Source organism: Pedobacter sp. Leaf132 (genome assembly GCF_920984695.1).
Lineage (GTDB): Bacteria > Bacteroidota > Bacteroidia > Sphingobacteriales > Sphingobacteriaceae > Pedobacter.
Map to the genome: position 1 here is coordinate 776,278 of NZ_CAKLBO010000001.1, position 16,202 is coordinate 792,479.

The 16,202-nt window shown below is 35.9% G+C and carries 30 protein-coding genes; 29 read left to right on the forward strand and 1 reads right to left on the reverse strand.

Translation table 11 applies throughout. The annotated features are described in order from the left end of the window. Window positions 1-3: 3 nt before the first annotated feature. The 29 genes from rplD to LUA86_RS03520 all read left to right on the forward strand — a co-directional run bounded on the left by rplD (window position 4) and on the right by LUA86_RS03520 (window position 15,518). A complete protein-coding gene (gene rplD / locus LUA86_RS03380; RefSeq protein ID WP_231459157.1) occupies window positions 4-633 on the forward strand; it encodes a 50S ribosomal protein L4 in 630 nt (209 codons plus the stop codon). A 1-nt stretch (window position 634) separates the two neighbouring features. Then, a complete protein-coding gene (gene rplW, locus LUA86_RS03385; protein WP_231459159.1) occupies window positions 635-925 on the forward strand; it encodes a 50S ribosomal protein L23 in 291 nt (96 codons plus the stop codon). A 20-nt stretch (window positions 926-945) separates the two neighbouring features. Then, window positions 946-1,770 carry a 50S ribosomal protein L2 gene (gene rplB / locus LUA86_RS03390; protein WP_231459161.1) on the forward strand — a complete coding sequence of 275 codons (825 nt, stop codon included), beginning with the start codon at window positions 946-948 and terminating at the stop codon, window positions 1,768-1,770. After that, the gene (gene rpsS, locus LUA86_RS03395; RefSeq protein WP_010599906.1) at window positions 1,770-2,036 is read left to right on the forward strand and encodes a 30S ribosomal protein S19; all 267 of its coding nucleotides are present in this window, start codon (window positions 1,770-1,772) and stop codon (window positions 2,034-2,036) included. Before rplB ends, rpsS begins: the two co-directional genes overlap by 1 nt. A 7-nt stretch (window positions 2,037-2,043) precedes the next feature. After that, window positions 2,044-2,403 (forward strand): 50S ribosomal protein L22, encoded by a 360-nt coding sequence (gene rplV, locus LUA86_RS03400; RefSeq protein WP_231459164.1) that lies wholly within the window; start codon window positions 2,044-2,046, stop codon window positions 2,401-2,403. A gap of 10 nt (window positions 2,404-2,413) precedes the next feature. Continuing rightward, on the forward strand, window positions 2,414-3,259 hold the full coding sequence (gene rpsC / locus LUA86_RS03405; protein WP_231459166.1) for a 30S ribosomal protein S3: 846 nt from the start codon (window positions 2,414-2,416) through the stop codon (window positions 3,257-3,259). A gap of 40 nt (window positions 3,260-3,299) precedes the next feature. Beyond that, window positions 3,300-3,722: a 50S ribosomal protein L16 gene (gene rplP, locus LUA86_RS03410; RefSeq protein WP_010599903.1), complete on the forward strand. Its 423-nt coding sequence runs from the start codon at window positions 3,300-3,302 to the stop codon at window positions 3,720-3,722. A gap of 75 nt (window positions 3,723-3,797) precedes the next feature. Continuing rightward, entirely contained in the window at window positions 3,798-4,010 is a 213-nt protein-coding gene (gene rpmC / locus LUA86_RS03415; protein WP_056097521.1) for a 50S ribosomal protein L29, read from the forward strand. 13 nt (window positions 4,011-4,023) lie between these two features. Further along, complete coding sequence (rpsQ, locus tag LUA86_RS03420) at window positions 4,024-4,278, forward strand: 30S ribosomal protein S17 (RefSeq protein ID WP_010599901.1); 255 nt, start codon at window positions 4,024-4,026, stop codon at window positions 4,276-4,278. Between the two features lies 1 nt (window position 4,279). After that, window positions 4,280-4,648, forward strand: coding sequence for a 50S ribosomal protein L14 (gene rplN / locus LUA86_RS03425; protein WP_010599900.1), 369 nt, complete (start codon window positions 4,280-4,282; stop codon window positions 4,646-4,648). A 1-nt stretch (window position 4,649) separates the two neighbouring features. Next, window positions 4,650-4,991, forward strand: coding sequence for a 50S ribosomal protein L24 (rplX, locus tag LUA86_RS03430; protein ID WP_231459168.1), 342 nt, complete (start codon window positions 4,650-4,652; stop codon window positions 4,989-4,991). Further along, window positions 4,988-5,554: a 50S ribosomal protein L5 gene (gene rplE / locus LUA86_RS03435; protein ID WP_086547740.1), complete on the forward strand. Its 567-nt coding sequence runs from the start codon at window positions 4,988-4,990 to the stop codon at window positions 5,552-5,554. The genes rplX and rplE overlap by 4 nt, the downstream gene beginning before the upstream one ends. Continuing rightward, a complete protein-coding gene (rpsN, locus tag LUA86_RS03440; protein ID WP_231459173.1) occupies window positions 5,554-5,823 on the forward strand; it encodes a 30S ribosomal protein S14 in 270 nt (89 codons plus the stop codon). The genes rplE and rpsN overlap by 1 nt, the downstream gene beginning before the upstream one ends. 143 nt (window positions 5,824-5,966) lie before the next feature. Next, a complete protein-coding gene (gene rpsH / locus LUA86_RS03445) occupies window positions 5,967-6,365 on the forward strand; it encodes a 30S ribosomal protein S8 (RefSeq protein ID WP_010599896.1) in 399 nt (132 codons plus the stop codon). Between the two features lie 19 nt (window positions 6,366-6,384). Further along, window positions 6,385-6,942 (forward strand): 50S ribosomal protein L6, encoded by a 558-nt coding sequence (gene rplF / locus LUA86_RS03450; RefSeq protein ID WP_231459174.1) that lies wholly within the window; start codon window positions 6,385-6,387, stop codon window positions 6,940-6,942. Window positions 6,943-6,947: 5 nt separating this feature from the next. After that, entirely contained in the window at window positions 6,948-7,301 is a 354-nt protein-coding gene (gene rplR / locus LUA86_RS03455) for a 50S ribosomal protein L18 (RefSeq protein ID WP_231459175.1), read from the forward strand. An 18-nt stretch (window positions 7,302-7,319) separates the two neighbouring features. Continuing rightward, window positions 7,320-7,838, forward strand: a complete 519-nt coding sequence (gene rpsE, locus LUA86_RS03460; RefSeq protein WP_255713364.1) for a 30S ribosomal protein S5 — start codon at window positions 7,320-7,322, stop codon at window positions 7,836-7,838. A gap of 4 nt (window positions 7,839-7,842) precedes the next feature. After that, window positions 7,843-8,022, forward strand: a complete 180-nt coding sequence (gene rpmD, locus LUA86_RS03465) for a 50S ribosomal protein L30 (RefSeq protein WP_231459176.1) — start codon at window positions 7,843-7,845, stop codon at window positions 8,020-8,022. A gap of 100 nt (window positions 8,023-8,122) precedes the next feature. Next, window positions 8,123-8,569 carry a 50S ribosomal protein L15 gene (gene rplO, locus LUA86_RS03470; protein ID WP_231459177.1) on the forward strand — a complete coding sequence of 149 codons (447 nt, stop codon included), beginning with the start codon at window positions 8,123-8,125 and terminating at the stop codon, window positions 8,567-8,569. A 7-nt stretch (window positions 8,570-8,576) separates the two neighbouring features. After that, window positions 8,577-9,923: a preprotein translocase subunit SecY gene (gene secY, locus LUA86_RS03475; protein WP_231459178.1), complete on the forward strand. Its 1,347-nt coding sequence runs from the start codon at window positions 8,577-8,579 to the stop codon at window positions 9,921-9,923. 92 nt (window positions 9,924-10,015) lie between these two features. Next, window positions 10,016-10,801: a type I methionyl aminopeptidase gene (gene map, locus LUA86_RS03480; protein ID WP_231459179.1), complete on the forward strand. Its 786-nt coding sequence runs from the start codon at window positions 10,016-10,018 to the stop codon at window positions 10,799-10,801. Window positions 10,802-10,872: 71 nt separating this feature from the next. Beyond that, window positions 10,873-11,091, forward strand: coding sequence for a translation initiation factor IF-1 (gene infA / locus LUA86_RS03485; RefSeq protein ID WP_010599888.1), 219 nt, complete (start codon window positions 10,873-10,875; stop codon window positions 11,089-11,091). A gap of 1 nt (window position 11,092) precedes the next feature. Further along, the gene (rpmJ, locus tag LUA86_RS03490; protein ID WP_010599887.1) at window positions 11,093-11,209 is read left to right on the forward strand and encodes a 50S ribosomal protein L36; all 117 of its coding nucleotides are present in this window, start codon (window positions 11,093-11,095) and stop codon (window positions 11,207-11,209) included. Between the two features lie 70 nt (window positions 11,210-11,279). Next, a complete protein-coding gene (gene rpsM / locus LUA86_RS03495) occupies window positions 11,280-11,657 on the forward strand; it encodes a 30S ribosomal protein S13 (RefSeq protein WP_010599886.1) in 378 nt (125 codons plus the stop codon). 150 nt (window positions 11,658-11,807) lie between these two features. Beyond that, a complete protein-coding gene (rpsK, locus tag LUA86_RS03500) occupies window positions 11,808-12,197 on the forward strand; it encodes a 30S ribosomal protein S11 (protein WP_010599885.1) in 390 nt (129 codons plus the stop codon). Window positions 12,198-12,258: 61 nt separating this feature from the next. Next, window positions 12,259-12,867 carry a 30S ribosomal protein S4 gene (gene rpsD, locus LUA86_RS03505; protein ID WP_231459180.1) on the forward strand — a complete coding sequence of 203 codons (609 nt, stop codon included), beginning with the start codon at window positions 12,259-12,261 and terminating at the stop codon, window positions 12,865-12,867. An 85-nt stretch (window positions 12,868-12,952) separates the two neighbouring features. Continuing rightward, the gene (locus LUA86_RS03510) at window positions 12,953-13,945 is read left to right on the forward strand and encodes a DNA-directed RNA polymerase subunit alpha (protein WP_231459181.1); all 993 of its coding nucleotides are present in this window, start codon (window positions 12,953-12,955) and stop codon (window positions 13,943-13,945) included. Window positions 13,946-14,071: 126 nt separating this feature from the next. Then, window positions 14,072-14,605 (forward strand): 50S ribosomal protein L17, encoded by a 534-nt coding sequence (gene rplQ / locus LUA86_RS03515; RefSeq protein ID WP_231459182.1) that lies wholly within the window; start codon window positions 14,072-14,074, stop codon window positions 14,603-14,605. A gap of 88 nt (window positions 14,606-14,693) precedes the next feature. Continuing rightward, window positions 14,694-15,518, forward strand: coding sequence for a glycoside hydrolase domain-containing protein (locus LUA86_RS03520; RefSeq protein WP_231459183.1), 825 nt, complete (start codon window positions 14,694-14,696; stop codon window positions 15,516-15,518). 40 nt (window positions 15,519-15,558) lie between these two features. Here the strand turns inward: LUA86_RS03520 and LUA86_RS03525 are convergent, their stop codons facing one another. Next, window positions 15,559-16,194, reverse strand: a complete 636-nt coding sequence (locus LUA86_RS03525; protein ID WP_231459184.1) for a gluconate 2-dehydrogenase subunit 3 family protein — start codon at window positions 16,192-16,194, stop codon at window positions 15,559-15,561. Window positions 16,195-16,202: the final 8 nt, after the last annotated feature.

Here is a 16,202-nt window from a genome sequence, read left to right on the forward strand (position 1 = left end):
CAGATGGAAGTTAAAGTATTAAACATTTCAGGTAAAGAAACAGGTGCCAAGGTGCAACTTCCTGAATCGGTATTCGGTATCGAGCCTAACGACCACGCGATTTATTTAGATGTTAAACAGTATTTGGCTAACCAACGTCAAGGTACTCACAAATCTAAACAACGTAATGAGATTGCTGGTTCAACTCGCAAACTATACAAACAAAAAGGTACAGGTGGTGCAAGAGCAGGTAGCATTAAATCTCCGTTATTTAACGGTGGTGGTCGTGTTTTCGGTCCTCAACCACGTGATTACAGTTTTAAATTAAACAAGAAATTAAAATCATTAGCACGTAAATCTGCTTTAGCTTATAAAGCAAAAGATAACAACGTGGTAGTTTTAGAAGATTTTAACTTCGATACAATTAAAACTAAAAACTACACAAGTTTATTAGCCGCATTAAACGTAGGTACTCAAAAAACTTTGTTGGTTTTACCTTCACAAAATAATAATATCTATTTATCAAGCAGAAACGTAGAGAAAACTAAAGTAATTACTGCAGCAGATTTAAATACATACGATGTATTAAATGCAGGTGTACTTGTTTTAACAGCAGATTCTGTAAAAACTTTGGAGGAGGCATTTGCCAAATAATATGGAAATTTTAAAAAAACCAATATTAACCGAAAAAGCTTCAGGTTTAACTGAAAAATTAAACGTTTTCACGTTTAGCGTTAATCATAAAGCAAATAAATTACAGATTAAATCTGCAATCGAAAAACTTTATGGTGTAACTATCGTAGCAATCAATACTATGGTTGTAGATGGTAAAGCTAAATCTCGTTACACTAAAGCAGGTTTTGTTTCTGGCCGTAGCCCGAAATATAAAAAAGCAATTGTAACGTTGAAAGACGGTGAAACAATAGATTATTACGCAAATCTTTAATTTAATTATTAATTATAACTATGGGCTTAAGAAAATTTAAACCAGTTACTCCGGGTACCCGCTTTAGAGTTGGGGCCAGCTTTACGGAGATTACAGCAACCAAGCCCGAAAAATCATTGGTTGTATCATCAAAAAAGTCTGGTGGACGTAACAATACAGGTAAAATGACTATGCGCTACATGGGTGGTGGTCATAAAAAATCATATCGTTTAATCGACTTCAAACGCGATAAATTTGATATTCCTGCAACAGTAGCTACTGTTGAATACGATCCAAACCGTACTGCCCGCATCGCATTGTTAAACTATGCAGATGGCGAGAAGCGTTACATCATTGCTCCTGAAGGATTACAAGTTGGTTCGGTATTATTATCGGGCGATACTGCAGCTCCGGAAGTAGGTAACACTTTAAAATTATCGAACATTCCATTAGGTTCTATCGTTCACAACGTAGAGATTCACCCTGGAAAAGGAGCACAATTAGCTCGTAGTGCAGGTGCTTACGCACAATTAGCTGCCCGCGATGGTAAATATGCAACCTTAAAAATGCCTTCTGGCGAAACCCGTTTAATCTTGACTACTTGTCTTGCTACTATCGGTGCTGTATCTAACTCAGATCACGCAAACGAAGTATTAGGTAAAGCTGGTCGTAAACGTTGGTTAGGTCGTCGTCCGAGAACAAGACCGGTAGCGATGAACCCAGTCGATCACCCAATGGGTGGTGGTGAAGGTAGATCATCAGGTGGTCACCCTCGTTCAAGAAATGGTGTTTTAGCTAAAGGCTACAAAACCAGAGAACTTAAGAAATATTCTAATCGTCACATCATAGAGAGAAGGAAGAAATAATGGCTCGTTCGATAAAAAAAGGACCTTATATTGACCATAACGTAGAGAAAAAAGTAAACTCTATGAATGATTCAGGCAAAAAGTCTGTAATCAAAACTTGGTCTCGTAGATCAATGATTTCACCAGATTTCGTTAATCATACATTTGCAGTACACAACGGTAATAAATTTATTCCAGTGTACGTAACAGAAAACATGGTTGGTCACAAATTGGGAGAATTTGCTCCAACCAGAACATTCAGAGGACACGCTGAAAAGAAAAAATAATTAGACAATGGAAGCAATAGCAAAATTAAATAATTGTCCAACCTCACCGCGTAAGATGCGTTTGGTTGTAGATCTTATCAGAGGTGAACGTGTAGAGAAAGCATTAAGTGTTTTAAAGTTTACCAATAAAGAAGCAGCAATAAGAGTTGAGAAATTATTATTATCTGCAATTAATAACTGGGAAGCTAAAAATGGTAAAACTTCTGATGGAAGCGAACTATTTGTTAAAACAATTATGGTAGATGGTGGTCGTCAGCTTAAGCGTTTACGTCCGGCACCTCAAGGTCGTGGATATAGAATTCGCAAGCGTTCAAACCACATCACTCTGATTGTAGATAGTAAAAATACAGAAACAACTCAAAACTAATTTATAGGAAATGGGACAAAAAGCAAATCCAATAGGTGCCAGATTAGGTATCATCAAAGGATGGGATTCTAATTGGTTCGGTGGCAATAACTACTCCGATAAATTAGTTGAAGATGAGAAAATAAGAAAATACCTTTCTGCTCGTATCGCTAAAGGTGGTGTTGCAAAAGTAGTTATCGAGCGTACATTAAAACGTATCACTGTAACTATCCACACAGCTCGCCCGGGTATTGTAATCGGTAAAGCAGGTGCTGAGGTTGATAAAATTAAAGAAGAGTTAAAGCAATTAACTAAAAAGGAAATTCAAATTAACATCTTCGAAATTAAACGCCCAGAACTTGATGCACAATTAGTTGCAGAAGGTGTTGCAAAGCAATTAGAAGCAAGGATCTCATTCCGTAGAGCAATGAAATCTTCTATCGCATCAACAATGCGTATGGGTGCTGAAGGTATTAAAATCATGACTTCTGGTCGTTTAGGTGGTGCTGAGATGGCACGTACTGAGCAGTACAAAGAAGGAAGAGTACCTTTGCATACATTCCGTGCTGATATCGACTATGCTTTAGCTGAAGCTTTAACCACTTATGGTAAAATCGGCGTAAAAGTATGGATCTGTAAAGGTGAGGTTTATGGTAAACGTGATTTGTCTCCAAACATTGGTGCAACAAATAACGGTCCTAAAGGCCAATCTGATAAACCAGCATTCGGTGGAAGAGATAACAGAGGTGGTGGAAGAGATAACCGTGGCGGTGGTAACGACAGACGTGGTGGAAACCAAGGTGGTGGTCGTGGTCCAGGTCAAGGTGGTGCAAACAGAGGTGGTGGCGCAGGCGCTAACAGAGGTCCTCGTAAATAATTGATTTATTAACATCGTTTAACGATTAGAACAAAATAAAATGTTACAGCCAAAAAGAACGAAGTTCAGGAAGATGCAAAAAGGCAGAATGAAGGGTTTAGCTTCTCGTGGAGCTGAATTAGCATTCGGATCTTTCGGTATCAAATCTTTAGAAGCAACTTGGATTACAAGTCGCCAGATAGAGGCTGCTCGTATCGCGGTAACACGTTTCATGAAACGTGAAGGCCAGGTATGGATCAGAATTTTCCCTGACAAACCGGTAACTAAAAAACCTGCCGAAGTACGTATGGGTAAAGGTAAGGGTGCTCCAGAATACTGGGTAGCAGTAGTAAGACCAGGACGTGTAATTTTCGAAGCTGAAGGTGTGCCTTTAGAAGTAGCTAAAGAAGCATTACGTTTAGCAGCTCAGAAATTACCAATCCAAACAAAATTTGTAGTACGTAGAGATTACGTAGAAGCATAGTAAAGTGTGTTGAGATGAATGTTGTAAATACTTGTTTTTTATAACCGCTACACTCAACGTAAAAGAAAAATAAAAATGAAAAATTCAGAAATCACAGGGCTTTCAAAAGAAGAATTAGTAGCTAAGATTGCGGAAGAAAAAGAGAACTTGTCAAAATTAAAGTTCGCTCATACTATTTCAGCTATCGAGAATCCTTCTCGTATTGCTAAAGTAAGAAAAGACATAGCCCGTTTAAACACTGAACTGACTAAAGTAAAAAACGCTGAGTCAGCTACTGAAACTAATTAATTTGAGAGTCGAAATGGAAAGACAATTAAGAAAAACAAGAACCGGGTTAGTGGTAAGCAACAAGATGGATAAATCTGTTGTAGTGAGCGTGGAACGTAAAGTAAAACACCCGATTTATGGTAAGTTCGTAAAGAAAACTACCAAATTTATGGCTCACGATGAGAAAAATGAATGCGGTATCGGTGATACAGTATTAATCATGGAAACTCGTCCGTTGAGTAAAAACAAGAATTGGAGATTGGTACAAATTTTAGAAAGAGCTAAATAAGATGGTACAACAGGAATCGAGATTAAACGTTGCTGATAACAGTGGCGCTAAAGAAGTATTAGTAATTCGTGTGCTAGGTGGAACCGGCAAACGTTATGCTTCAATTGGTGATAAAGTGGTTGTAACTGTAAAAAGCGCTTTACCGTCAGGTAACATTAAAAAAGGTACAGTTTCTAAAGCAGTAGTTGTTAGAACTAAAAAAGAAATCCGTCGTAAAGATGGTTCTTATATCCGTTTTGACGATAATGCTGCTGTATTATTGAACGCACAGGATGAGCCAAGAGGTACACGTATCTTTGGCCCGGTTGCGAGAGAACTACGTGAAAAACAATTCATGAAAATTGTATCATTAGCACCGGAGGTATTATAAAATGGGAAACAAAGTAAATACACCATCAAAACTTAAAATCCGCACAGGAGATTTAGTTAAAGTAATTGCTGGCGATTCAAAAGGTCAACAAGGAAAAGTACTTTCAGTACAAATAGATAAAAACAGAGCCATTGTAGAAGGCATTAACTTAGTATCTAAACATACTAAACCAAATGCTGCAAACCCTAACGGTGGTATTATTAAAAAAGAAGCTGCTCTTCACATTTCTAACTTAATGTTAGTTGATCCTAAATCAGGTAAAGCTACCCGTGTTGGCCGTAAAGCTAATGCAGAAGGCAAATTGGTTAGAGTTGCTAAAATTTCAGGAGAGGAGATTAAATAATGGCTACACCTAGATTAAAAAGCAAATACAAAGAAGAAGTTGTAAATGCACTAAAAGAAAAATTCCAGTACAAAACTGTAATGCAGGTTCCTAAATTGGAAAAAATCTGTATTAACCAGGGTGTTGGTCGTTTCTCGGTTACAGATAAAAAGATTATGGATACCACAATCGTTGAGTTGACTACAATTACTGGTCAGCAAGCGGTTCCGGCTAACTCTAAGAAAGATATCTCGAACTTTAAATTACGTAAAGGTATGCCAGTAGGTGTGCGTGTAACATTACGTGATAATAACATGTACGAGTTCTTAGATCGTTTAATTTCTGTAGCTTTGCCACGTATTCGTGATTTCAAAGGTATCAATGATAAAGGATTTGATGGAAAAGGTAACTACACTTTAGGTGTTACTGAGCAAATCATTTTCCCTGAGATTAATATCGATAAAATCAATAAAATTTTAGGTATGGATATAACTTTCGTAACTTCGGCAAAATCTGACGTAGAAGCCTTAGAGTTATTGAAACAATTCGGTTTACCATTTAAAAATCAAAAAACAGCAGAATAATGGCAAAAGAAGGTGTAAAAGCACGCGAAGTAAAGCGCCAAAAATTGGTAGCTAGATACGCTGAGAAACGTGCAGCTTTAAAAGCTGCAGGAGATTTAGAGGGTTTAGATAAATTACCTAAAAACTCATCTCCGGTACGTTTACACAACCGTTGTAAATTAACTGGTCGTCCACGTGGTTACATGCGTACCTTTGGTATTTCAAGGGTAACGTTCCGCCAAATGGCACTAGACGGTAAAATACCAGGTGTTAAAAAAGCATCTTGGTAATATAGTTTAAAGTTTTAAGTTATAGGTTGTAAGTAAAAACTTACGACTTATAACTTATTACATATAACTCAAAATTAAAATTTAACCGATAGCAGGTCCCACAGCTGGGTAGCAGAAGGAAACCACTATCAAAAACAATAAAAATGAATACAGATCCAATAGCAGATTATTTAACAAGAGTAAGGAATGCCATTAAGGCCAACCACCGTGTTGTAGAAATTCCTGCATCAAACCTTAAAAAAGAAATTACTAAAGTTCTTTTCGACAAAGGTTACATCGCGAACTATAAGTTTGAAGATACTACAGTTCAAGGCACAATTAAAATTGCTTTGAAATATAATCCAATTACTAAAGTTCCTGCTATTCGTACATTAGTGCGAGTAAGTAAACCAGGTTTGAGAAACTATGCTGGCGTAGAAAACATGCCAAGAGTATTAAACGGTTTAGGTATCGCAATCTTATCTACTTCTAAAGGTGTAATGACTGATAAAGAAGCAGCCAAATTAAACATTGGTGGTGAGGTATTGTGTCACGTTTATTAATATTTAGGAGAACAACACAATGTCAAGAATAGGAAAAGCCCCAATTACAATCCCTGCAGGTGTTACTGTGACCGTATCAAAAGATAACGTTGTAACTGTAAAAGGACCTAAAGGTGAATTAGTACAAGCAGTTGATGCAGACATCACTGTAGGACAAGAGGATGGTACATTAACAGTTAGCCGTCCATCAGAGCAAAAGAAACACAAAGCTTTACATGGTTTATACCGTTCATTAATTAACAACATGGTTGTTGGTGTAACTGAAGGTTATAAATTAGAGCAAGAATTAGTAGGTGTTGGTTACCGTGCAACAAATCAAGGTAATACTTTAGATTTAGTTTTAGGTTATTCTCACCACTATGTATTTCAGTTGCCACAAGAAATTAAAGTAACTACGACATCAGAAAAAGGTCAAACGCCTAAAATCATTTTAGAAAGTATTGACAAACAATTGATTGGACAAGTAGCAGCGAAAATCCGTTCGTTACGTGCACCAGAGCCATATAAAGGTAAAGGTATCAAGTTTGTAGGTGAAGTGTTAAGAAGAAAAGCAGGTAAATCAGCATCTAAAAAATAGTAATCATGGCAGGTAAAAAATTATCAAGAAGAGATCGTATTAAAAAAGGGATCAGAAAAAGACTTACCGGTTCGGAAGAACGTCCAAGGTTATCTGTATATAGAAGCAATAAAGGTATTTATGCTCAGGTAATTAACGATATCACCGGTACAACAATCGCTTCGGCATCATCATTATCCAAAGATTTTGCTGGTACTGGAAGTAAATCAGACCAATCAGTTGCAGTAGGTAAATTAGTTGCCGAAAAAGCAATTGCTGCAGGTGTTAAACAAGTTGTTTTCGATAGAAATGGCTATTTATACCACGGTCGTGTAAAATCGTTAGCTGAAGGTGCTCGCGAGGCTGGTCTAGTATTTTAATCTGAAAGAAAAAGTAAGATGTCAACTATCAATATAAAAAGAGTTAAAACCACCGATATCGAATTAAAGGATCGTTTGGTTAGTATACAACGTGTTGCCAAAGTAACCAAAGGTGGTCGTACTTTCAGCTTCTCAGCAATTGTTGTTGTTGGAGATGAGAACGGTGTTGTAGGTTACGGTTTAGGTAAAGCGAAAGAGGTAACTGAAGCTATTGCAAAAGGAGTGGATGATGCTAAAAAGAACTTAGTAAAAGTTCCAATTTTAAACGGTACTGTTCCTCACGAGCAAATTGGTAAATTCTCTGGTGGTTTTGTTTTAATCAAACCAGCAGCAGTAGGTACCGGTGTAATTGCTGGTGGTGCAATGCGTGCTGTATTAGAAAGTGCTGGCGTACATAACGTATTAGCAAAATCTAAAGGTTCATCAAATCCTCACAACGTGGTAAAAGCAACTGTTGATGCATTGACAAAAATGCGTGATGCTTATACAGTAGCTCAAACTCGTGGTATCGATTTAAACAAAGTTTTTAACGGATAATATCATGGCTAAGATCAAAATAACACAAATAAAAAGCGTTATCGATAGAAGCGAGCGTCAAAAAAGAACCGTTCAGGCTTTAGGTTTATCTAAAATGAACCAGAGTGTAGAGGTAGAAGCTACTCCTCAAATTATCGGTATGATTCGTAAAGTGAATCATTTAATCGCAATCGAAAGTATATAATTTTTCTAAAGATGTATCCGTTATTTAATGGATACATCTTTTATATTATTAATCGTTGTGCCTGTTTAGTGAAAGCGAAGGGCAACACAAATTCAAAAAAATGAATTTAAGTAATTTAAAACCTGCAAAAGGTTCTACAAAAAACAGTAAGAGAATTGGTCGTGGTACAGGTTCAGGCCGTGGTGGTACTTCAACTCGTGGTCACAAAGGTGCTGGTTCACGTTCTGGTCACTCTACTAAAATCGGTTTCGAAGGTGGCCAAATGCCTTTACAACGTCGTGTGCCTAAAGTTGGTTTCAAACCAATTAACCGTACAGAATACGTTGGTGTAAACTTAGATGTTTTACAAGGCTTAGCTGAAAAATTTAACTTAACTACAATTGATTTCGCAGCTTTACAACAACATGGTTTAGCTTCTAAAAACGACTTAGTTAAAATTTTAGGCCGTGGTGAGGTTAAAGCAAAAATCGAAGTTACAGCACATGCGTTCTCTGCAACCGCACAAAAAGCTATTGAAGCAGCAGGTGGTTCAATTGTAAAATTGTAATTATTAAATGAAGAAGCTATTTACTACTTTAAGTAATATCTGGAAAATACAAGAATTAAAAGACCGTATTTTATTTACGGTTATGATTCTTTTGGTATACCGTTTCGTATCTCACGTGGTTTTACCGGGTGTGGATCCAACTGCTTTAGGTGAAAACGAAAAATCGGGCATTTTAGGCTTACTAGATATGTTCGCCGGAGGTTCATTCTCTCGTGTTTCTATTTTAGCATTAGGGGTAATGCCTTATATCTCTGCGTCGATTGTGGTGCAACTATTGGGTATTGCTGTTCCTACTTTCCAAAAAATGCAGAAAGAGGGCGAAAGTGGTAGAAAAAAATTAAACCAGATTACACGTTATTTAACAGTAGCCATTACGATTGTTCAATCGGTTGGTTATGTTAAAACTCAAGTTCCGGAAACGGCAATCTTGCCTGTAATGAGCCAAACCATGTTTTATATTGTATCTACGTTTGTATTAACAGCAGGTACTTTATTTGTAATGTGGTTAGGTGAAAAAATTACTGATAAAGGTATTGGTAATGGTACATCATTAATTATTATGGTGGGTATTATCGCTCGCTTACCGCAAGCTATTAGTCAGGAGTTTTCTGATAAAGTAGGTGCAGCAAGTACAGGTGGTGGTCCGGTTGCATTAGTATTAGAGGTTGTTGCCTTATTTGCTATTGTAATGTTTACCATTTTAATTGTACAAGGTGTACGTAAAGTACCAGTACAGTATGCAAAGAAAATTGTTGGAAACCGTCAGTTTGGTGGTGTTCGTCAATACATTCCTTTAAAGGTAAATGCTGCTGGTGTAATGCCAATCATTTTTGCGCAGGCTTTAATGTTTATTCCTGGTGCGTTAATTCAATTTGTGCCTTCTTTACAAGGTTCTTGGTTAATTCAATTTAGCAACACAACTTCATTAGCGTACAGCTTAACATTTGCATTTTTAATTATTGCATTTACATTTTTCTATACAGCCATTACGGTTAATCCAACTCAAATGAGTGATGATATGAAGAAAAATGGTGGTTTTATACCAGGTGTAAAACCAGGTTTTGCAACATCAACTTTTATCGATGATGTAATCTCTAAAATCACATTTCCAGGTGCAGTATTTTTAGCAATAATTGCCGTATTACCTTCAGTTGCCGTTAAATTTGGTATTAAACAAGAATTTGCTCATTTCTTTGGTGGAACATCACTATTAATTTTGGTAGGTGTTGTTTTAGATACTTTACAACAAATTGAAAGTTATCTATTGATGCGTCATTACGATGGTTTAATGAAAACAGGTAGAGTTACTGGCAGAACAGGGGTTCCTGCTGCAAGTAGCAATGCAGCATTGTAATTAATAAAATATTGAATTTTGAATAATGAAATGAGTGAGTTACCTTTTGGTGGTTCACTCATTTTAAATTCAGACATTCAAAGCTGAAAATAATGTCTAAAATCTATTACAAATCTCTGGAAGAGATCGAGTTAATAAGAGAGAGTTCAATGCTTGTTTCAAGAACTTTGACTGAAGTAGCAAAGGTAATTGGTCCGGGTATTCGTACAAATCAATTAGATAAGTTAGCTTACGAGTTTATAAATGATAATGGAGCAATCCCGGCATTTTTAAACTACAATGGTTTCCCTTACTCTTTATGTATTTCACCAAATGAACAAGTAGTTCATGGTTTTCCAAGTGATTATGTAATAAAAGAAGGCGATTTAATTTCAGTAGACTGTGGAGTAATCAAAAATGGTTTTTTCGGAGATTCGGCATATACCTTCTCAATAGGTGAAGTTGATGCATTAAAGCAAAAATTAGTTGAGGTTACCAAACAGTGTTTATTATTAGGGATAGAAAAGGCTGTGGTTGGAAAGCGTGTTGGCGATATTTCTTTTGCAGTGCAGCAGTATGCCGAGGCTAATGGATTTAGTGTAGTAAGAGAATTGGTAGGTCATGGTGTAGGGGTGAAGCTTCACGAAAAACCAGATGTTCCTAATTACGGAAAACGCGGTAGCGGGCCAAAACTTGAAGAAGGAATGGTTATCGCAATTGAACCTATGATAAATGCTGGCGTTGCCGGTGTTAATTTTCATAGTGACGGATGGACAATAACGAGTAAAGACAGTAAACCTTCAGCTCATTTTGAACACTCAATAGCAATAAAAAAGGGCAAGGCAGATGTTTTATCAAGCTTTTCTATAATAGAAGAAGTTTTACAACAAAAAAAATAAATAATTAAAATTTTTTATTTAATTTTGCAACCCGGTTTATAACCAGCTAAATAAGTAACAATCAATAAAATATGGCTAAACAAGCCTCAATTGAACAAGACGGAGTAATAAGAGAAGCATTATCAAATGCTATGTTCAGGGTAGAACTCGAGAACGGTCACGAGATTATTGCGCACATTTCAGGTAAGATGAGGATGCACTACATCAAAATTCTTCCTGGTGATAAAGTGAAACTAGAGATGTCGCCGTATGATTTAACAAAAGGTCGCATCACTTATAGATACAAATAAAATGAAAGTTAGATCATCAATTAAAAAACGTAGCGCTGATTGCAAGATTATTCGCCGTAAAGGTAAACTTTACGTTATCAATAAGAAAAATCCAAAATACAAGCAACGTCAAGGGTAATTAGAGATTATTGTAATGTACCGCACAACGGTGGCCCGCCGTTCGGAATTACTTAAAAACATAAACAAATATGGCAAGGATTTCAGGTATTGATTTACCAAGAAACAAAAGAGGAGAGATAGGGTTAACCTATATCTACGGAATAGGTAGAACAACTGCACAACGTATTTTAACTACTGCAGGTATCGACTTAAACAAAAAAGTACAAGATTGGTCTGATGATGAATTATCAGCAATCCGTACAATGATTAACGACGAGATTAAAGTAGAAGGTGCTTTACGTTCTGAGGTTCAGTTAAACATTAAACGTTTAATGGATATTGGTTGTTACCGTGGTTTGCGTCACAGAAAAGGTTTACCTTCTCGTGGTCAGCGTACTAAAAACAACTCACGTACTCGTAAGGGTAAGAGAAAAACAGTTGCTAACAAGAAAAAAGCTACTAAATAATAGATAGATGTGAGATCTGAGATTTGAGATGTGTTAGCATGTCTTTTAATCAGCTCAAATCTGGAATAAAACAGAAAAAGTAGGATACTGAGTATCGGGGTAGGGGAAGTCTCATATCTCAAGTCTCATATCTAAAATCTAAAAGATAAAATGGCTAAGAGTAAAAAAGTAACCAAAAAACGTATCGTTGTAATTGAGCCTGTTGGTCAGGCACACATCAATGCTACTTTCAACAACATCATCGTTACCTTAACAAACAACAACGGACAGACTATTTCATGGTCTTCTGCTGGTAAAATGGGCTTTAAAGGTTCTAAAAAGAACACCCCTTATGCAGCTGGTCAAGCAGCTTCAGATTGTGGTAAAGTTGCGTTTGATTTAGGTTTACGTAAAGTTGAAGTGTTTGTAAAAGGTCCGGGTTCAGGTCGTGAATCTGCAATCAGAACTTTACAAGTAGCAGGTATTGAAGTAACATCTATTAAAGATATTACGCCACTTCCTCACAACGGATGTCGTCCTCCTAAAAAGAGAAGAGTTTAATTAATTTTAAAGCTAAGAATCTTCAGTTACAGACTGAATGATACTTTAAAAACAGAAAAAAATGGCAAGATATACAGGCCCAAAATCAAAAATCGCACGTAAATTCAGAGAACCAATTTTCGGTCCTGATAAAGTGTTAGACAGAAAAAATTATCCTCCTGGCCAACATGGCGTTTCAAAAAGAAGAGGTAAACAATCTGAGTATGCAATCCAGTTAATGGAGAAACAAAAAGTAAAATATACTTACGGTGTATTAGAAAAGCAGTTCAGTAACTTGTTTAAAAAAGCATCTTCACGTGCAGGTATCACTGGTGATAACTTACTTCAATTATTAGAAGCACGTTTAGATAATACAGTTTACCGTTTAGGTATCGCAACAACCCGTTCTGGTGCACGCCAGTTAGTTAGCCATAAACACGTAACTGTGAATGGTGAAGTTGTAAATATCCCTTCATATCAGTTAAAAGCTGGTGATGTTGTAGCGGTTCGTGAAAAATCTAAATCATTAGAATCAATTAGTAACTCTGTTTCAGGCAGAACAATTAATAAATTTGCCTGGTTAGAATGGAATGCAAGCGATTTAACTGGTAAGTTCTTAACTTATCCTCAACGCGATGAAATTCCAGAAAACATTAAGGAAAACTTAATCATCGAGTTATACTCAAAGTAATAAATAGAATAGTTAATTACCTCGAAAGGGTAATTAACTTTTTTCATGTTACTATATATTCAATAACGAATTTAAAAAAATATAAATGGCAATTTTAGCATTTCAGAAACCAGACAAAGTGATCATGCAGAAATCAACAGATTTCGATGGCACATTTGAATTTCGTCCTTTAGAGCCCGGTTTCGGTGTAACAATTGGTAATGCCTTAAGAAGAATTTTACTTTCTTCTTTAGAAGGTTATGCTATTACTACTATTCGTTTTTCAGGCGTTTCTCACGAGTTTTCTACCATGAAAGGTGTTGTAGAAGATTTAACTGATATCATCTTAAATTTAAAACAAGTTCGTTTTAAAAAGACTGGTGATTCTGGAGATACTGAGAAAGTTTTCATCATCGTTAATGGTCAAGATCAGTTTAAGGCTGGTGATATCACTAAATTCTCTAACAACTTTACAGTTTTAAACCCTGAGCATGTTATTTGCAATATGGATAAATCTGTTACTTTGGAAGTGGAATTAACCATCAATAAAGGACGTGGTTATGTACCTGCTGAAGAAAATAAAGTTGCTGATGCTGTTGTAGGTGTTATCGCAATTGATTCGATTTATACTCCGATGAAAAATGTAAAATACACGATTGAAAACTTTCGTGTTGAACAAAAAACGGATTATGAAAAATTAGTTTTAGATATTTCTACTGATGGCTCAATTCATCCTGAAGAAGCATTAAAAGAAGCGGCTAAGATTCTTATCCAACACTTTATGTTATTCTCTGATGAGAATTTAGTATTAGAATCTCAAGCTAAAGAAGAAACTAAAGAAGTTGATGAGGAAATTTTACACATGCGTAAAATCCTTAAAACTGAATTAGTTGACATGGATTTATCTGTTAGAGCTTTAAATTGCTTAAAAGCTGCTGATATCCGCACTTTAGCTGATTTAGTTTCTTATGACGTTGCTGATATGTTAAAATTCAGAAACTTCGGTAAGAAATCTTTAACTGAGATTCAAGAACTTGTAAAATCAAAAGGTTTGTCATTTGGTATGAACCTGTCTAAATTTAAATTGGACGAAGAATAAAATTGTTTAAGTTTTAGGTAGTACGTATTACGTAAAACTTACAACTTAATACTTTTATAATAATTATTATTTCACAGTGTATAATTCCCTCTGAGATAGAGACGGTATACACTTAATTAAAGAACAATGAGACACGGTAAAAAAGTTAATCACTTAGGCAGAACCGACAGCCACAGAAAAGCGATGTTAGCTAACATGGCTACTTCACTTATTAAGCACAAAAGAATTACTACAACTTTAGCTAAAGCTAAATCTTTACGTACTTATGTTGAGCCAATTATCACTAAATCAAAAAATGATACTACTCACTCACGTCGTACAGTATTTGCTTACTTACAAGATAAAGAAGTTGTAACTATTTTATTCCGCGAAGTTGCTGAGAAAGTTGCTAACCGTCCGGGTGGTTATACTCGTATTATTAAATTAAACAATCGTTTAGGTGATAATGCAGAAATGGCTTTAATCGAATTAGTTGATTTCAACGAAGTTTACGGTAAAGACGTAGAGGCTAAAGAAGAAAAGAAAACAACTCGTCGTGGTAGAAGTAAAGCAACAGCTGCTCCAAAAGCAAAAGAAGCTAAAGCTGAAACTACTGAAGAAGTTGCACCAGAAGCTACTACTGAAGAAGCTCCTGCTACTGAAGAGCCTAAAGGAGAATAATTTAATTCACTTTAAAATCTTAAAAAGTCCTGTTCTAACGAGCAGGACTTTTTTTGTTTATATTCAACTTCAAATTAATTATTAAAAAATGCGAACATTAGCTTTTATCATCAGCTTGCTATTATATACCTCAAAAACCTTTGCACAAGGTATTCCATCTCGCCAGTTATCATTAGAGGACAAGGTAATTTCTTTGAATAATATAAGATTTGAGTTAAATGCTGATGGGCTTCCAAAGCAATCTAACATCGAAAATGATGGAAGGAATGACCAGCCTCAGCATCTTTTATACGAACCCATGCATTTTCATTTTTATACATCTGCTAAGGCTCAGGAGAAAATGACCGTATTGAACCTTGATGTTGTTTCACAAAATAGGGATTCAATTGTGTGGAAAGCAACGAGCACATCGGCAAATTTAAAAATGAATGTATATGGTAAAATGCTCTCAAGTGGCTTAATAAAATATAGAATTAGTCTGCTACCAACAAATAATATCCATTTGGCTGCTGTAAATTTTCATATTCCATTTGAAAAATCTGTAGCCAGGTATTTAAAAGGATTGGGGCAGGATAGCTACATGAGACCAGATACTGTTAGATGGAATCAGGCTAGTTGGGAAAATATTGAACCCACTGTTTGGATTGGAAATGACTCATTAGGGCTTTATCTCGGCATAAAGGAATCAAGTAAGTGGTTGAAAAATAATGGAGGAAGCATTCAAATTAATGTTAAAGGAAGTTCTATGCTTGCAGATGTTTATGCATCAAACATAACTTTAAACCAAGGGGATATATTGGATTTTGATTTTAATTTGATTGTAACAGCTCAAACCAGTAAGGGGCAGTATTCTATCGCAAAGCGATTTAAAAAATATAAAAAATTGGATAAGAAAGCATCTAACAAAAACTAAAAACCGAAGCGCTGAAGAACGCTTCGGTAAATTATGCTTATTATATTTTAACGTTTTGCATGCCGTATTGCTTTAACACGTCATCTGGAACTCCTGCCCATTGGTTAGGGCTATTCCCAACGTAACCAATATCTTTTACACCCATTTCGGTAGTGTAAAAACCTGAAGCTGTTAAATCTCTCATTCTATTGAAAAATTTAACTCCAGGCAGCATTTCTGGCCTAGCCTTTTTTGGGTAAGCAATTTCATCTACAACAGATATTCTTTCTTTTTCTGTAGCTTCTGCAAATGATTTTTGGAATTTATTGAAGCAATAAATATCTAACCATTTTAAACCGCCTCGCATAGGAACTTTATGTTCAGGAATATCCTTAACAATAAATTCTATAAATTCTGGCACTTTAGCATCCGATGCACTTCCGGAAACATCATCTTTAGGGATAATGATATCGGCAAGAATTGTAATGGTTGCCATTTCATGTTTAGTAAAGAAAGTTTCAGAGTTAAGATTTTTATCTCTGTCGATTTCCCATTGTTCCCGCCCAGCCTCGCTAGCTTTTTCATCGGTAGCAGGGGCAACTTCTGTTTTACTTTCTGGTTGTTTACAAGCATCAATTATAACACTCGTACTTATCGCTGTTAAACCTAATGCTTTTAGTGAATCACGTCTGTTCATAATATGAT

Excerpts from the sequence above, each read along its gene's own strand:
- rplD (WP_231459157.1), top strand. The coding sequence starts at position 4 with ATGGAAGTTAAAGTATTAAACATTTCAGGTAAAGAAACAGGTGCCAAG.
- rplW (WP_231459159.1), top strand. The coding sequence starts at position 635 with ATGGAAATTTTAAAAAAACCAATATTAACCGAAAAAGCTTCAGGTTTA.
- rplB (WP_231459161.1), top strand. The coding sequence starts at position 946 with ATGGGCTTAAGAAAATTTAAACCAGTTACTCCGGGTACCCGCTTTAGA.
- rpsS (WP_010599906.1), top strand. The coding sequence starts at position 1,770 with ATGGCTCGTTCGATAAAAAAAGGACCTTATATTGACCATAACGTAGAG.
- rplV (WP_231459164.1), top strand. The coding sequence starts at position 2,044 with ATGGAAGCAATAGCAAAATTAAATAATTGTCCAACCTCACCGCGTAAG.
- rpsC (WP_231459166.1), top strand. The coding sequence starts at position 2,414 with ATGGGACAAAAAGCAAATCCAATAGGTGCCAGATTAGGTATCATCAAA.
- rplP (WP_010599903.1), top strand. The coding sequence starts at position 3,300 with ATGTTACAGCCAAAAAGAACGAAGTTCAGGAAGATGCAAAAAGGCAGA.
- rpmC (WP_056097521.1), top strand. The coding sequence starts at position 3,798 with ATGAAAAATTCAGAAATCACAGGGCTTTCAAAAGAAGAATTAGTAGCT.
- rpsQ (WP_010599901.1), top strand. The coding sequence starts at position 4,024 with ATGGAAAGACAATTAAGAAAAACAAGAACCGGGTTAGTGGTAAGCAAC.
- rplN (WP_010599900.1), top strand. The coding sequence starts at position 4,280 with ATGGTACAACAGGAATCGAGATTAAACGTTGCTGATAACAGTGGCGCT.
- rplX (WP_231459168.1), top strand. The coding sequence starts at position 4,650 with ATGGGAAACAAAGTAAATACACCATCAAAACTTAAAATCCGCACAGGA.
- rpsN (WP_231459173.1), top strand. The coding sequence starts at position 5,554 with ATGGCAAAAGAAGGTGTAAAAGCACGCGAAGTAAAGCGCCAAAAATTG.
- rpsH (WP_010599896.1), top strand. The coding sequence starts at position 5,967 with ATGAATACAGATCCAATAGCAGATTATTTAACAAGAGTAAGGAATGCC.
- rplF (WP_231459174.1), top strand. The coding sequence starts at position 6,385 with ATGTCAAGAATAGGAAAAGCCCCAATTACAATCCCTGCAGGTGTTACT.
- rplR (WP_231459175.1), top strand. The coding sequence starts at position 6,948 with ATGGCAGGTAAAAAATTATCAAGAAGAGATCGTATTAAAAAAGGGATC.
- rpsE (WP_255713364.1), top strand. The coding sequence starts at position 7,320 with ATGTCAACTATCAATATAAAAAGAGTTAAAACCACCGATATCGAATTA.
- rpmD (WP_231459176.1), top strand. The coding sequence starts at position 7,843 with ATGGCTAAGATCAAAATAACACAAATAAAAAGCGTTATCGATAGAAGC.
- rplO (WP_231459177.1), top strand. The coding sequence starts at position 8,123 with ATGAATTTAAGTAATTTAAAACCTGCAAAAGGTTCTACAAAAAACAGT.
- secY (WP_231459178.1), top strand. The coding sequence starts at position 8,577 with ATGAAGAAGCTATTTACTACTTTAAGTAATATCTGGAAAATACAAGAA.
- map (WP_231459179.1), top strand. The coding sequence starts at position 10,016 with ATGTCTAAAATCTATTACAAATCTCTGGAAGAGATCGAGTTAATAAGA.
- infA (WP_010599888.1), top strand. The coding sequence starts at position 10,873 with ATGGCTAAACAAGCCTCAATTGAACAAGACGGAGTAATAAGAGAAGCA.
- rpmJ (WP_010599887.1), top strand. The coding sequence starts at position 11,093 with ATGAAAGTTAGATCATCAATTAAAAAACGTAGCGCTGATTGCAAGATT.
- rpsM (WP_010599886.1), top strand. The coding sequence starts at position 11,280 with ATGGCAAGGATTTCAGGTATTGATTTACCAAGAAACAAAAGAGGAGAG.
- rpsK (WP_010599885.1), top strand. The coding sequence starts at position 11,808 with ATGGCTAAGAGTAAAAAAGTAACCAAAAAACGTATCGTTGTAATTGAG.
- rpsD (WP_231459180.1), top strand. The coding sequence starts at position 12,259 with ATGGCAAGATATACAGGCCCAAAATCAAAAATCGCACGTAAATTCAGA.
- LUA86_RS03510 (WP_231459181.1), top strand. The coding sequence starts at position 12,953 with ATGGCAATTTTAGCATTTCAGAAACCAGACAAAGTGATCATGCAGAAA.
- rplQ (WP_231459182.1), top strand. The coding sequence starts at position 14,072 with ATGAGACACGGTAAAAAAGTTAATCACTTAGGCAGAACCGACAGCCAC.
- LUA86_RS03520 (WP_231459183.1), top strand. The coding sequence starts at position 14,694 with ATGCGAACATTAGCTTTTATCATCAGCTTGCTATTATATACCTCAAAA.
- LUA86_RS03525 (WP_231459184.1), bottom strand. The coding sequence starts at position 16,194 with ATGAACAGACGTGATTCACTAAAAGCATTAGGTTTAACAGCGATAAGT.